The organism is Methylomonas sp. Kb3 (genome assembly GCF_002834115.1).
Lineage (GTDB): Bacteria > Pseudomonadota > Gammaproteobacteria > Methylococcales > Methylomonadaceae > Methylomonas > Methylomonas defluvii.
Genome location: NZ_PIZT01000043.1, coordinates 46,160 through 60,151, shown reverse-complemented (window position 1 = coordinate 60,151; position 13,992 = coordinate 46,160). Strand labels below are relative to the sequence as shown.

Annotated in this window: 18 protein-coding genes and 1 pseudogene; 15 read left to right on the top strand and 4 right to left on the bottom strand. The window is 55.1% G+C overall.

What is annotated here, in order from left to right:
• Window positions 1-64 precede the first annotated feature (64 nt).
• The 3 genes and pseudogenes from CWO84_RS15350 to CWO84_RS15340 form a co-directional block, all read left to right on the top strand.
• Window positions 65-631: pseudogene (locus CWO84_RS15350) on the top strand (TIGR04283 family arsenosugar biosynthesis glycosyltransferase); the annotation flags it as partial.
• The gene (locus CWO84_RS15345; protein ID WP_033159437.1) at window positions 631-1,422 is read left to right on the top strand and encodes a sterol desaturase family protein; all 792 of its coding nucleotides are present in this window, start codon (window positions 631-633) and stop codon (window positions 1,420-1,422) included. The pseudogene CWO84_RS15350 and the gene CWO84_RS15345, both read left to right, overlap by 1 nt.
• Window positions 1,423-1,425: 3 nt before the next feature.
• Window positions 1,426-2,052 carry a TIGR04282 family arsenosugar biosynthesis glycosyltransferase gene (locus tag CWO84_RS15340; protein WP_033159436.1) on the top strand — a complete coding sequence of 209 codons (627 nt, stop codon included), beginning with the start codon at window positions 1,426-1,428 and terminating at the stop codon, window positions 2,050-2,052.
• A gap of 36 nt (window positions 2,053-2,088) precedes the next feature.
• Here the strand turns inward: CWO84_RS15340 and CWO84_RS15335 are convergent, their stop codons facing one another.
• The 3 genes from CWO84_RS15335 to CWO84_RS15325 form a co-directional block, all read right to left on the bottom strand.
• Window positions 2,089-2,310, bottom strand: coding sequence for a 4-oxalocrotonate tautomerase family protein (locus CWO84_RS15335; RefSeq protein ID WP_033159435.1), 222 nt, complete (start codon window positions 2,308-2,310; stop codon window positions 2,089-2,091).
• Between the two features lie 82 nt (window positions 2,311-2,392).
• Entirely contained in the window at window positions 2,393-2,995 is a 603-nt protein-coding gene (locus CWO84_RS15330; RefSeq protein ID WP_033159434.1) for an isochorismatase family cysteine hydrolase, read from the bottom strand.
• A gap of 28 nt (window positions 2,996-3,023) precedes the next feature.
• Window positions 3,024-3,605, bottom strand: a complete 582-nt coding sequence (locus CWO84_RS15325) for a carboxymuconolactone decarboxylase family protein (RefSeq protein ID WP_033159433.1) — start codon at window positions 3,603-3,605, stop codon at window positions 3,024-3,026.
• A gap of 139 nt (window positions 3,606-3,744) precedes the next feature.
• Between CWO84_RS15325 and CWO84_RS15320 the strand changes: the two genes are divergently transcribed.
• On the top strand, window positions 3,745-4,620 hold the full coding sequence (locus CWO84_RS15320; protein WP_033159432.1) for an AraC family transcriptional regulator: 876 nt from the start codon (window positions 3,745-3,747) through the stop codon (window positions 4,618-4,620).
• Between the two features lie 10 nt (window positions 4,621-4,630).
• Here the strand turns inward: CWO84_RS15320 and CWO84_RS15315 are convergent, their stop codons facing one another.
• Entirely contained in the window at window positions 4,631-5,530 is a 900-nt protein-coding gene (locus CWO84_RS15315; protein WP_033159431.1) for a LysR family transcriptional regulator, read from the bottom strand.
• 136 nt (window positions 5,531-5,666) lie between these two features.
• Here CWO84_RS15315 and CWO84_RS15310 point away from each other — a divergent pair, with 136 nt between their 5' ends.
• From CWO84_RS15310 to traA, 11 genes are all read left to right on the top strand, one after another.
• A complete protein-coding gene (locus CWO84_RS15310) occupies window positions 5,667-6,212 on the top strand; it encodes a peroxidase-related enzyme (RefSeq protein ID WP_033159430.1) in 546 nt (181 codons plus the stop codon).
• Window positions 6,213-6,360: 148 nt separating this feature from the next.
• A complete protein-coding gene (locus CWO84_RS15305) occupies window positions 6,361-7,650 on the top strand; it encodes a pyridoxamine 5'-phosphate oxidase family protein (protein WP_033159429.1) in 1,290 nt (429 codons plus the stop codon).
• Between the two features lie 15 nt (window positions 7,651-7,665).
• The gene (locus tag CWO84_RS15300; protein ID WP_033159428.1) at window positions 7,666-8,271 is read left to right on the top strand and encodes a glutathione S-transferase; all 606 of its coding nucleotides are present in this window, start codon (window positions 7,666-7,668) and stop codon (window positions 8,269-8,271) included.
• A 31-nt stretch (window positions 8,272-8,302) separates the two neighbouring features.
• Entirely contained in the window at window positions 8,303-8,776 is a 474-nt protein-coding gene (locus CWO84_RS15295) for a nuclear transport factor 2 family protein (protein ID WP_033159427.1), read from the top strand.
• A 196-nt stretch (window positions 8,777-8,972) separates the two neighbouring features.
• Complete coding sequence (gene traL / locus CWO84_RS15290) at window positions 8,973-9,254, top strand: type IV conjugative transfer system protein TraL (RefSeq protein ID WP_033159426.1); 282 nt, start codon at window positions 8,973-8,975, stop codon at window positions 9,252-9,254.
• On the top strand, window positions 9,251-9,862 hold the full coding sequence (locus CWO84_RS15285) for a TraE/TraK family type IV conjugative transfer system protein (protein WP_033159425.1): 612 nt from the start codon (window positions 9,251-9,253) through the stop codon (window positions 9,860-9,862). Before traL ends, CWO84_RS15285 begins: the two co-directional genes overlap by 4 nt.
• Window positions 9,859-10,818, top strand: a complete 960-nt coding sequence (locus tag CWO84_RS15280) for a type-F conjugative transfer system secretin TraK (RefSeq protein WP_101053611.1) — start codon at window positions 9,859-9,861, stop codon at window positions 10,816-10,818. The genes CWO84_RS15285 and CWO84_RS15280 overlap by 4 nt, the downstream gene beginning before the upstream one ends.
• A complete protein-coding gene (locus tag CWO84_RS15275) occupies window positions 10,818-12,197 on the top strand; it encodes a TraB/VirB10 family protein (RefSeq protein WP_101053609.1) in 1,380 nt (459 codons plus the stop codon). Before CWO84_RS15280 ends, CWO84_RS15275 begins: the two co-directional genes overlap by 1 nt.
• 27 nt (window positions 12,198-12,224) lie before the next feature.
• On the top strand, window positions 12,225-13,049 hold the full coding sequence (locus CWO84_RS15270) for a DsbC family protein (RefSeq protein WP_101053606.1): 825 nt from the start codon (window positions 12,225-12,227) through the stop codon (window positions 13,047-13,049).
• The gene (locus CWO84_RS15265; protein WP_101053604.1) at window positions 13,046-13,558 is read left to right on the top strand and encodes a TraV family lipoprotein; all 513 of its coding nucleotides are present in this window, start codon (window positions 13,046-13,048) and stop codon (window positions 13,556-13,558) included. Before CWO84_RS15270 ends, CWO84_RS15265 begins: the two co-directional genes overlap by 4 nt.
• Before the next feature lie 130 nt (window positions 13,559-13,688).
• A complete protein-coding gene (gene traA, locus CWO84_RS15260) occupies window positions 13,689-13,988 on the top strand; it encodes a TraA family conjugative transfer protein (RefSeq protein WP_026600538.1) in 300 nt (99 codons plus the stop codon).
• The last annotated feature ends 4 nt before the right edge of the window (window positions 13,989-13,992 follow it).

Genomic DNA, 13,992 nt, shown 5'->3' with positions numbered 1-13,992 from the left:
GGTCCGCGGTGCGCAATTACGAAATACTATCGCTAACTTACGGAATTAAGCACTAGTTGACGGCGGCAGTCATGATGACAGCCCGGAGATTGCGAAATCTCTGGTCGATAAGATCATACTCGCTGCTCGCGGTCGGGCCATCCAAATGAATGTGGGTGCTTTACAAGCTGAGGCGGAGATTCTGCTGTTTTTACATGCCGATACCCGATTGCCGGATAATGCGATTGATTTGATAAGCCAGGCCGTGGCCGAAGGTTTCCACTGGGGACGTTTCGATGCGGCATTCGACAACCCCAAGCCCATCTTCAAACTGATAGCCTTCATGATGAATCAGCGCTCGCGGCTGACCGGCATTGCCACCGGCGACCAAGCGTTGTTCATGACTCGGCAAGTATTTGCAACGGTGGGCGGCTTTCCGGCGATGGCGTTGATGGAAGATATTGCCATCAGCAGCAAGCTTAAAAAACTTGGTAAACCCTGTTGTTTAAACGCCAACGTGCAAACTTCGGCACGGCGCTGGCAACAGCACGGTATATTGAAAACCATCCTGCTGATGTGGCGACTGCGCTTAATGTACTTTTTCGGTGCCGATCCCGATGATCTGGCCATGCGTTATTACGGGAGACGATGATGGAAGTCATACTGCGCTTTGGCCTGTTTATCGGCATTTTGTTGTTGATGGCGATTTGGGAAGCGCTAAGTCCTACCCGGCATTTGAGCCTCCCGCGCAGCCAGCGCTGGGCTATCAATCTCGGTTTGGCGGCATTGAATGTCGGTGTGATGCGCATCAGCATCGGCGCGGCGGCCTGGTTGGCCGCGAACTGGGCAGTGGAACAACAGCTTGGCCTGTTCAACAACCTGCCCGTAGCCGATTGGCTGAACATTTCGCTCAGCCTGCTGTTACTGGATTTGGCGATTTACGCGCAGCATGTCGCGGCCCATCGTTGGCAATGGTTCTGGCGTCTGCATCAGGTGCATCACAGCGACCTTGATTTCGATACCACCACCGCGGTGCGCTTTCATCCCTTAGAGATCATGCTGTCCATGGCTTACAAAGTTTTGCTGGTGATTATACTCGGCGCCGCCCCGCTGGCCGTCATCGCGTTCGAAATCATCCTGAATGGCTGCGCGCTGTTCAATCACGGCAATGTCAGCCTGCCGCCGCTGGCCGAGCGGATACTGCGTTATCTATTGGTCACGCCGGACATGCACCGGATTCATCATTCCGCCCGGCAACAGGAAACAGACAGCAATTACGGCTTTTCCTTGTCGTGTTGGGACCGTCTGTTCAAGACCTACCGCCATCGATCACAGCAACCGCAAACCGCGATGGCTATTGGCTTGAACGGGTTTCGCGACCGACAAGAGTTGGCTTTCTTGCAGTTATTAGCCATGCCGTTTCGACCGTTGCGCAAGCGTTGAACCATGACCTATCCATTCACCGAATGCGTACTGCTGATTTTTTGCAAAGCGCCGGTTCCCGGTCAGGTCAAAACCCGGTTGCAACCGGCATTGACTGCGGAACAAGCCGCGCAAGCCCATCGGCAGCTAACCACTATGACGCTAGATCGGGCCTTTCGACAGCCGTTGTGTCCGGTCGAACTGCATTGCGCACCGGATACCAGCCATGACTATTTTCAGGATTGCGCGCACCGCTATCCGCTTACCCTAAAGTCACAGCAGGGCGACGATTTGGGCGAACGCATGCAGCACGCCTTCGATGATGCCTTGGGCCGATACCAACACGCCGTGCTGATGGGTTGCGACTGCCCCAGTCTTAGCGTCGATGATTTACATCAAGCATTGGTAAAGTTACACGCAGAGCATGACGCAGTCATCGCACCGGCCGACGATGGCGGTTACGTCATGATCGGCTTAAACGAGTTAAAACCGAGACTGTTTAGCGACATGACCTGGGGGCATGACCAGGTTATGTCGGTCACCCGCCGCCGAGCCAACGCCTTGGACTTGAAGGTTTACGAACTGGATAGTCAATGGGACGTGGATACCTATCAGGACTGGCAGCGCTATTTAGAGTTGGCAAACGGCTGAGGCGGCGAAGACTCCGCCGCACTCAAAACCCTGAATTTACGGGTTACCAACCCTCATTGACCGTAGATCGTCGGTAGTGACCGGTTGCCCGCCGACACCCCATTCGCCTGAAGCGACATCTTCGATCAATACCCAAGTGACCGGACGCAGACCTTCGCCTTCCACCGACACGATAGCATCAGTGACTTTGCTGATGATGTCCTGTTTTTGTTGTAGCGACAAATAGCCGCTGATGCCTTTGATTTGTACAAGTGGCATGGTGTTACTCCTGATTTAATGTTTAGGTATAAAAAAACTAAGATGCGCCAACGCGAAAGAAGTGACGCATCCTGGCATGCGCTTATGCTGCCGCTCGATCCAGGAATACGTTATGGGTCATCGGCTCGCTGAACATTGGCCAGTTGTGTTCGATGGAAGCGTCGTACTGCTCTAAGCCGATAGTGGCACTGGCATCGGTAATCCCGAACACGCGATACCCTTTGTCGTAAGCGGCGCGCATCGTGGATTCGATACAAATATTGGTTAGTTGTCCAGCCAGGGCAATGGCGGTAATGCCGTGCGATCGTAAAACGAAATCCAGATGCGTGCCGGCGAAGGCATCGATGCCTGATTTACCCTCAACGACAATATCGTCGGCTTGAATATCGACACCGTCGGCAATCGCGCTGCCCCAAGTATCCTTGATCAAGGCACCGGCATTTTTTACCGCTTGCAGAATACCGTATGGCGCATCGCCCATTTCCCGATAATCGGTCGAAAAGCTGATAGGCACATGCACGATCAGCATACCGCTAGCCCGTGCCGCCCGGATTAACTCGTTTTGGTTGGCTTTGACATCGTAGGTTTCCAATACCGGCTTCAATAACGGGTATAGTTTGCCGCCTTCAGTTAGAAAGTCGTTTTGCAGTTCCAATAAAACCACTGCGGTTTGTTTTACTTTCATGGTGTTTACCTATTTATAAGTCAAACAATCAAGCGCACTGCCGACTGCTGCATTGCGCGGGCTCTTCCCAGGCTTCGGCCTGAAAAGCGGTATCCAGCGGAGCATGGATAATATGGTTGGTGTAATTGCTCAAGGTTTTGAACGCCACGCCCAGCAACACTTCCAATACCTGCGCCCGGCTGTAGCCTGCCGTGATAAATTTGTCCAGGGTTTGCCCGCAAACTACGCCGCGGTTTTTCACCACTGCGCGGCTAAAACTGGCCAGAGCGTCCAATTTGGCATCCGATAGCGGTTTGCCGTTGCGCAGGGCTTCGACGATCGCCGGATCGGCCTTGGCCATGTGTTTGGCGATCATCGAGTGCGCGGCAACACAGTAGGTGCAATGGTTTTCGACGCTGATAGCCAGCAAAATGACTTGCTGTTCGGTCGGGCTAAACGATGTCTGATCAAACAAGGCCGTCAATTCGATGTAAGACTTCAAAGCCGCCGGCGCTTCGGCCAAACCGCCGTGCAGGTTGGGCACGAAGCCGTATTTTTTTAATGATCCTTCCAGCAGTGGTTGTGCAATGGCAGGCGCTGTCTGGATAGAATGTATTTTGAATTGGGACATGCTGTCTCTCCTTTAATTTAAAAACATGAGGTGTAATGCCGATGCGAATTCGTTTCGACGGGGATAGGTTAAGAAAAACCATTGCTTCATCCCATGCGCACACTTCCGGCGTACTTGTCCGATATTCCGGGAGTAAACGATGGATGCCTTGACCCCGTTGATTAATGGATTGAATCTGCACGCCAAATTGGTCTATTCCGGTGGGGTGTGCGGGCGTTGGTTGATGGACCATAACTCGGACACCTCGGTATGGTTTCACTTGGTCAGCAAGGGACGCGGCTTTGTCCACTCGCCGCGCTGGCCTGAGCCATTGCCACTGGATACCGGCGATTTGATTCTGTTTTTGCCGCATGCCGCGCGGCATTTTCTGTCGTATAGCGCCGAGGATTTACCGGATAACGATTGCGACACCCGAATGACCCCGTGGGCTGCAGGTGACGTGGGTTTCGTGTGCGGCGAAATCCAACTGGCTGCCCCAAAATCCCTGTTGTGGCAAGCGCTGCCTGCCGAAATCGTGATCCGGCAAAGCCAAGCTGGAATGATTCTGACGCGGTTACTCGAATTGGTGATTGGCGAAACCTCGGCGCCGCGTTTCGGCAGTGATTCAGTCGTGGAGCGCTTATGCGATAGTTTATTCGTCTTGGCGATTCGTCATTGCATCGAGCAAGATTTGGTGCGCGAGGGCGTGTTTGCCGCCATGCAGGACAAACGCCTGGCCAATGCGTTGACCCTGATCCATGAGTCTCCATGGCATGCCTGGACGCTCAGCGAACTATGCGCCAAGGCCGGCGTTTCCAAGTCGGTGTTATCGGAGAAATTTGCTGCCTTGATCGGCCATTCGCCCATCGGTTATCTGACACTATGGCGCTTGCAAATCGCTGCTCACTGGTTAATGGAGCCGAATATGACCGTGGAGCGCGTGGCGGAAAAATGCGGTTACGAGTCGGTGCCGGCATTCAGCAAAGCCTTTAAACGTCACTTTGGCGTATCGCCCGGAACGTTCCGGAAAAGCTAACAACCGTTCGTCAATTCAAGGCCAATTCTGCCCGCAGCCTTTTAGCCATTAAATCGACGAACGAACGGATTTTGGCAGAGGAATGACGGCCTTCGCGGTGCAGGATATGCACGGGAACCGGCGGGCTTTCGTAGTCGCCCAGCACGATTTTCAGTTGGTCGGTGCGCAGCGGTTCGGCGATTTGATAGTTCAGCAAACGGGTAATGCCCAGTCCAGCCATGGCGGCGCTGGCTGCCGAATCGTTGTCACTGACACTCAATACCGGTTGCAATTTGATCGTCTGCGCCTGCCCATCGTACTGAAAGCGTATTTCATTGTTCGGATTCAAGCCGCGCGCCAAGATGATTCGATGCTTGGCTAAATCTTCCGGCGTTTGCGGGATGCCATGTTCGGCCAGATACTCCGGCGAGGCACACGCTACCCGCCTAACCGAACCCACCCGCAATGCCCGGTACGACGAATCGGGCAAATCGCCGATGCGTATCGCCACATCCACACCTTCCTCCAGCATGTTGACTACCCGGTCGACGAACAAGGCGTTGACTTCCACCGTCGGATAGCGGCGTAAATACTCGACAATGCCCGGCATGATGAACAAACGCCCAAACAATACCGAGGCAGTCAGTGTGAGTTGGCCACGCGGTTCGGCGTTGATGCCCAGCGCCGCATCGTCGGCTTCGTCGGCCAAGGCGATGACGCGCTTGCTGTCTTCGTAATATTTCTGGCCGGCCTCGGTCATCCGCACATAGCGGGTGGTACGGTTCAGCAACTTAACCCCCAATCGCTCCTCCAAAGCCGCTACTGCCCGCGTCACGGCGGGTGGCGACATTTGTAGCTTGCGCGCGCCGCCGGCAAAGCCTTCGGCTTCGACTACTGCCACATACACGTTCATCAAATGCAATCTGTCCATCATTAATTCCACTTGTCGGAATAGTTAATTAAATATTTTAGATATTCTTTATTATTTCGCAATAGATCACACTGTACCCGCCTGTTGAATTTCATTCAGGCAAACGAAAACCCCTTTCATTTTTTGGAGAAATATCATGAGCCGTATTACCACCATCAGCAACGAAACAGCCAACATCGAACAACGTGCCCTGTTTGAAGCCATCCAGGATCAACTGGGTATGGTGCCTAATTTCTTACGGGTATTCGCCCACTCGCCGGATGCGCTGAAAGCTTTCCTCGGTTTGCATCACATCGCCAACCATGGCTCGCTGGACGCTACTACCCGTGAGCGCATCGCGCTGGCCTTGGCGCAGCAGAATCAATGTGAGTACTGCCTGTCCGCCCATACCGCCATCGGCCGCAAAGCCGGCTTGAACGGGGCGGAAATCGAGGCCAACCGCGCTGGTACCAGCCAGGATGCCAAGGCGGCGGTGGCGGTCAAATTCGCCCGCGCCCTGGTCGAACACAAAGGCGAAGTGACCAATACCGAACTGCAAGCGATGCGTGACGCCGGTTTCAATGAGGCTGACATCGTCGAGGTGATTACGCATGTCGGCATGAATATCTTGACCAATATCTTGGGCAAAGCTAGCCGAGTCGAGATTGACTTCCCGAAAGTGACCCTGAAACAGGCCGCGTAATCCTGATGCCGAACCAAGTTCAGGGACGAACTTGAGTCCGGATTCTTGCACTGAATGGAATAAGGTATTGCAAATTATGACTATTCAACTCGACTAATGAATATGTCAGAGTAACCCTAAACGTTTCACCTCATCCGGAGTAAAGGCTATGGCCCGTGCTTTTGCCAAAATCAGTTTCACACCCGATGTACAAGCGGTACAAGCCGAAATGGGCAGCCGCACGGCATATCGAGCAGCCGAACTCGGCGAAGCCGAAACGGTGGCGCTGAGCGACTTCGAACAGGCATTCATCACCGAACGCGACAGCTTTTATCAAGCCACCGTGAGTCAGAGCGGTTGGCCATACGTTCAGCACCGCGGCGGGCCGGCTGGGTTCTTGAAAGTGTTGGACGAACAAACCATCGGATATGCCGATTTCAGCGGCAACCGCCAATACCTTTCGGTCGGCAATTTACGCGGCGACGACCGGATGAGCCTGTTGCTGATGGACTACCCCGGACGGCAACGTCTGAAAATCTGGGGCCGAGCGCGAGTGGTCCACGAACTTAACGAGCCGGAATTATTGTCCAAGCTGGAATTACCCGACTTTCGCGCTCCAGTGGAACGCGGCATCGTGATTCGAGTCGAGGCCTTCGATTGGAATTGCCCGAAATACATTACCCCGCGTTACAGCCAACGCGAAGTCGAAGCACTGTTGGAGCAAACCCGGCGGCTGCAACAAACCTATACGGCAGCACCGCAAACACCCGTCGTGTTGGGAAATGGCACATTGCCCTTGACCATCAGCGGGATTCGTCAATTAACGCCAAGCATTCGCGCCTACGAATTGCGCCATGCCGATGGCGGGCCATTCCCCACTTACCAAGCCGGCGCCCATTTGCGCGTGCCGATCGCGCTGCCCGACGGTACGATCACCAGTCGGGCCTATTCGCTGACCGATGCACAGGACCAAAGGGATTGCTTCCGCATCGCGGTGCTGCGGGTAGGAGACGGAGACGGGGGATCGCGCGCCTTACATGATGGCTGGCAACTCGGAACTAGAATCAACACTGATCTTCCGGAAAACTATTTTCCACTCCATGACGACGAACGCCCGGCGCTGTTGATTGCCGGCGGCATCGGCATCACCCCCATCAAAGCCATGGCCGAAACCTTGGCCGCACGGGGTACGCCATTTCAACTGCATTACACCGGTCGAGCGCCGCAGGAAATGGCATTCATCAAAGACTTGCAACGATGGTTTTCCGAGCGATGCCGGTTTTATTTCAGCCAAGCGCAAACCCCGACCCGGTTGGACGTTCCAAACATACTCAGTCATGCAACGGCCGATACCGTCATCTACGTCTGCGGCCCAACCCGCCTGATCGAAAGCGTGCGCCAATCAGCCCGCCAACTCGGCATCGCCGACGAACGGGTGCAATTTGAGAGTTTCATTTAACCGAAGGAGTCCAGCATGATCACCCTTTACGATATGGCGCTATCCGGCAACTGCCACAAAGTTCGCCTATTGCTCAGTTTACTGGGCTTGCCCTATCAAACCCAGCCAGTAGATTTGCGCGGCGGAGAGCAGCACGGCGCCGCGCATTTGCAACGCAACCCGTTCGGCCAGGTGCCGGTGCTGGACGACGACGGTCTGATCGTGCGCGACAGCCAAGCCATTTTGGTCTATTTGGCCAAGCGCTACGGCGGTGAAACTTGGTGGCCGGACGATGCCTATCAACTTGCGCAGTTCGCCGCTTGGCTATCGACCGCCGCCAATGAAATCTTCCACGGCCCTGCCAAGCTACGGGTACACCACAAATTCGGGAGTCCTATCGATACGGCAACAGCCCGGCAAACCGCCGACAAGATTCTGGACATTATCGACCGCCATCTGCAAAACCAAGACTGGCTGGTCGGCGACTCGGTTTCCATCACCGACATTGCCGTCTATCCCTACTTGGCGCTGGCACCAGAAGGCGGTTTAGACATCGGCGCCTACCCCAACATCATCGCCTGGTTCCAACGCCTTCGCGCATTGCCTGGTTATGTGGCGATGCCCGGTATGTGGCAAGCGTAACTCAATCACCTTTTCATCACGGAGAAATACTATGACCCAAGAAATCAAAGCCCCCGTCCCGCCGTTTACCGGTGAAACCGCCGCGCAGAAAGTGCGCATGGCCGAAGACGCCTGGAACTCGCGCGACCCGGACCGCGTCGTGCTGGTCTATACCGAAGACACGCTCTGGCGTAACCGCGCGGAATTTCCGCAAGGCCGCGAACAAGTCCGCGAATTTTTGCAGCGAAAATGGGCCAGGGAACTGGATTATCGCTTGATCAAGGAATTGTGGGCGTTTACCGACCACCGCATCGCCGTGCGTTTTGCCTACGAATGGCGCGATGATTCCGGCCAGTGGTTCCGCAGTTACGGCAACGAGAACTGGGAATTCAATCCGCAAGGTTTCATGCAACGGCGCTTTGCCAGCATCAACGATTTGCCGATCAAGGAAGAGCAGCGTTTGTTTCACTGGCCGCTGGGCCGGCGTCCCGATGACCATGCCAGTTTGAGCGATTTGGGCTTGTAAATGGCCGATTGACGGTGCGGTTAAAGCAAGTTTAGCCTCCTGGAGTTTTGCATCCGCGATCAAACTGAGGGACGATTAAGTGTAGATCGCTCAACCGGCCGTCAATTTTTAAAGCTGAGCGTAAATTCGTCGTCAGCTGCAAAAGCCCTTCTCAAATTCCCCTTCACAATAATGACCATCCCAACCGGAGGTCATTATGGAACCCGTTGCCATCCCCCAATCGATCGACGATCCGATCCATATTTTATTGTGGAGCGCCGACGAGATCGTACCCTTCATGGTCAGCATGCTCACCGGCATGTTGATCGACCAGTTCATTCCCGGCCTGGCGCTGGGGTTGATTGCGGTCAAGTTTTACCGGCGTTTCCGCGATAACCGACCTGACGGTTACACCTTACATGCGTTGTATTGGCTGGGTTTGTTGCCCAGTCGCGCGCAGACCATCCCCAATCCTTATATCCGCCAGTTTCTGCCATGAAATGGGCGGAGTTTCTGCAAACCTGGGACGGGCACGAGACCGAGAACCGGTTTAGCCGCGTCGTCATCATTGGATTGCTCGTCGTTTGTGTGACTACCTCGCTGGCCGCCTGGCGCACCGAACGTAGCATCATCCTGGTGCCGCCGACCTTGACCCAGGAAGTCGAAGTCACCCGCAGCCAGGCATCCAGTGAGTTCAAAGAGTCCTGGGGTTTATTCCTGGCCGAACTCCTCGGCAACACCACGCCGGCCAATGCCGATTTTCTGAAAACTGCGGTTGAGCCACTATTGGCGCCGGATATTTACCGCAGTGTCCTGGATGCCATGAGCGATCAAATCAAGGCCATCAAGATGGATCGGGTGGCAATCAGCTTCACGCCTCGTCATGTCGATTACGAAGCCGAAACCAATAAAGTCTTCGTCAGCGGCGAACTGAAAAGCCAAGGTCCCAGTTCCAAACCGGACGTGAAGCCTCGTACTTACGAATTCATCATCGTCATTAAAAACTATCGGCCCCGATTGGAATACATCGATGTGTATCCGGATACCCCCAGAACGCTGGCTCGTTTGAAATCTACGCAAGGCCAACCGCATGAGGCTCAACCATGAAACGATTATTGCACCCCTGGTTATTTCTTTGCTTCGCCAATGGTGCCTTGGCCGCCGGTGAGTTACCGGTGACGATATTACCACCGGTCACCACCGTGGCCGAAGAGTCACCCGCATCGCCATCACAGCCCGACTTTGGCATTGAGTTACCGCCGGTTGATGCCAGCGTCTTGAAAGCCGCCAAACAGCAAGCGGCAGCGTCAAACGCAGCATCAACCACATCAATCGGTCCCCAGCATATTGCGGTTAAACCCGGCATCAACGAACTGATGCCGATTGCGGTCGGCCACTTGAATCGGCTGGTCACGCCGTTCGAACATCCAGTGGTCACGACAACCAGTCAGGCGACAACCAGCACTAAAGACAAAATCGTTTACGTCGCTACCGCCGACGAAACGCCGGTGACCTTATACATCACCCCCGGCGACAACCAGGACATCGCGCTGTCGCTCACCCTGATTCCCAAACGCATTCCGGCACGGGAAATTCACCTTGATCTGGACAAGGACAGCTATCAGTTGCTGAATCAATGGCAGCGCGCCGATAGCGCGAGTCGGACTTCCAGCCAACAGGAACAAGCTTACATCAGCCAACTGAAAACGCTGTTTCGGGATTTGGGGTTGCAAAAGACCCCAGCGGGTTATTCGTTACGCGAACCCAAGCCGCAGGAACAAATTCGCTGCCTGCAAGACCGCGTGCAGATTAAAACCGGCCAAGTTTTGGAAAACCAGGACCGGCTGATTCTGGTGGGTCTTGCCAAAAATACCGGCAGCGAGATGCTCGAGTTCGACGAACGCAGTTGCGCGACGACGCAACAGGACGTGCTCGCCGTTTCGGTCTGGCCCAACGTGGTATTGAAGCCACAGGAAGCGACCGAATTGTATGTCGTGGTCCGACAATCGCCTGAGGCGTCAGTCAGTTTACGGCCTTCGTTACTGAGCGGAGGTCAACAGTAATGGCCAGCGTCGATACCTGGTGGACACACTTGAGTCCGGCCGCCAAACGTAATTTAGCTGTCGGCAGCATCGGTACCGTGGTATTGGCCGTCATCATCGCGCTGGCCACCGTCACCCCGGAAGTCAGCAAACCGCTGAGCAAACAGGCGACCATCCAACACATCCTGACCGATAGCGATCCGCGCTCGCTGGGGATCGACGGCATTTCCGCGCAATTGCGCGATCTGCTGCAGAAGAACGAGGAACAAGCCCGTCGTCTGGCGGCTATCGAGGAACAACAAAAGCGCGAACAGCAATCCGACGAAATCCGCTTCAAACAATGGACCACCGCCGAGCGCGACGCCTATGAAGCCAAGCTTCAAGCGGTCACCGGTGAAGTTGAGACGTTGAAGAACAAAGCGGCTACACCGGCAGTGGCTGGCAACCCCGGCGACGTCAGTCAAACTACCGTGGAGCCAACGACACAGGGAAGACCGTCAAACCGCCGCCCAAGCTTTCCGCCGTTCGACAACGGGCAAGACGATCTCAACCGCGTGTTCGAGCAAGCCGCTATTCCCGCACCGACTGCTAGCAATACCGGCGTCTCAGGAGGACGAGCCAATAACCAAGCGCCGGCGGCGATGCAAATTCGCGTCATCCAGGAAAGCGCTGAGCCGTCCAATGGTAAAGACAAAGACGCAGCCCCTAGCGAGGATCGAGGCCGCTCGAACCGTGATCACGCCAGCAGCGATGTCTTCATCCCCGCCGGCAGTATTTTGACCGGCGTGTTGTTGAATGGCCTCGATGCCCCGACCGGCAAAAAAGCCAAGAAAGAACCAATGCCGGTGCTGTTCCGGATCAAGAAGGAAGCCATTCTACCCAACCGATTTCATGCCGATGTGCGTGAGTGTTTTCTGCTAGCCGCCGGCTTTGGTGATTTGAGTGCCGAGCGGGCCTACTTTCGCGGCGAGACCTTTTCCTGCGTACGCCAGGATGGTGGCGTGATCGAAGTACCGATGAATGCCTATGCCACCGGCGAAGACGGCAAAAACGGGGTACGTGGCCGCGTGGTGTCGAAGCAAGGCGCATTACTCGCCCAATCGATGATGGCCGGCTTCCTGCGCGGATTTTCCGATGCCTTCGGTCGTAACCAGATTCCTGTGCTGATGACCGGCGGCATTGGTGCTTTATCGGGTACCACACCGTTCCAAAGCGCCTTTTCCTCGCAGTCGATGGAAGGCGGCGCCTTGAAAGGCGCGGGTTACGCCATGGAACGCTTGTCGCACTTTTACATGGACATGGCCGAGGAGATTTACCCGGTCATCGAAGTCGATGCCACCCGCCAGGTCAACTTCATCGTGCAGAAAGGCACTGCGCTGAAGCTGAAGTCGCCGAGCTGATTTTTTAATCCCAACCCAAGGGTCGTTATGACATTACGCCATATTCCTTTATTACTGGTCACGTTATTCGGAGCCTCCATGGCCCTGGCTGCCAATCCGCCAAAACCGCCGGTGTCGGACATTGCCGCCGGTTTACTGTCAATAAAAATCGACGGCATGCAGGACTTGCCGATTTCGGGCCTGAAGATGATCAAGTCCGGCGAGCAAACCGTGTTTATTTCCAGCAATGGCCGCTTTGCCTTTTACGGCGGTAAATTGATGGACATCTGGACCCAACAGGAAATCAAGGAATTGGCGGATATCGACAAAATCGCCAACCGCATCGACCTGTCGAGGATGAAGCTCAAGGCTGATGAACTGGGCGCGGTGACCGTCGGCCACGGCAAAGCCCAGGTGCTGGCGTTCATTGATCCGCGTTGCCCCTATTGCGGCAAGGTCATGAAAGACCTGCAAGCCTTGCAAGACCAATACACCTTTAAACTGGTGATGGTCCCCATCCTCGGCCCCGAATCGCAAAACATTGTCGTGCAACTGGCCTGTCAGTTAGGCGCGAGCGATACCAAAGCCAAAGACGCCGTGCGCGACCGCTTGTTGAAACAAGATTACGCGGGCTTGCAGACCGAACCACACACTCAGTGCAACAAAGAGCCACTGCAGAAAGCCGTGGTCACCGCCAAGTTGTTCGATTTGAAAGGCGTGCCGTTTCTGATCGCTCCGGACGGTCGTACCCACAGTGGCGCACCCGAGGTGTTAGCCGATTGGTTGGCCGATAAACCGAAACGGTCGCCCAGTCTGGCAACAACGCCCGATACAAACGCACAAAACACAAACGCCACGGAGAAAAAGCCATGAAACGCTTTCATCAGTTTTCTATTTATAGACTCAGTGTACTGCTGATCGCCATCACCACCGGCTGCGCCACCGACTACGGCTGTAAAGGCATGCCGGACGAGCCCAGCTGTCTGTCGACGACGCAGGCCTACCAGGTCACCAATACAGCGATTTCGGAAACACCTCCGGAAAATAGCCAGGGTTCGGAATCATTAACTAAACCGGCACTCGTACCGCCGTTACAACAACCCGTGCCCAAGATCGACGATCCCACGCCGATTCGCACGCCCTCCCAGGTCATGCGCATCTGGATCGCCCCTTGGGAAGATGTTGACGGCGATTTGATGGTCTCCAACTACGTCTACACCGAGCTGGAACCTCGGCGTTGGATGATCGGCAAGGCGGCTTCGACAGCCAGTTCGTCGTTGATTCCTTTACAAGTCGAGCAACGCCCACCGGAGAAACGATCCAGCGTCGATACCACTGATGACGAGAGTCCAGTGAATCGATTAGGCAAACAATTGCCCTGATCCTTGATCCCATTTCACCGCAGGTACCACACCCCCTGCGAGAGCGAGCGGGCAACCGCTTAAAACCTGCCGGACTGAACGTCCGAGATTCGACGGGCAACCGTCTTTTAACCTTTATGAGGACATTTTGATGAAAACGTCGTATCGAACCGGGGTACTGGTGACCCTGGCATCGCTATTTTTTATGTTGATGGCATCCGACGCCATGGCCGGTGCCGGCGGTACCGAGTTCAACAACGTCTGGACCTTGCTGACCGGCTGGGTGGAAGGCTTGCTTGGCCGCATCATCGCTATCGTGTTCGTCATCGTCGGCCTGGTCGCCGGTGTCGTGCGCGGCAGCATCATGGGCTTTGTGCTGGGGATTGCCAGCGGGGTCGGCCTGTTTGCGGCACCGACCATTATCACCAACATCGTGACGGCCACGATTTAGGCCT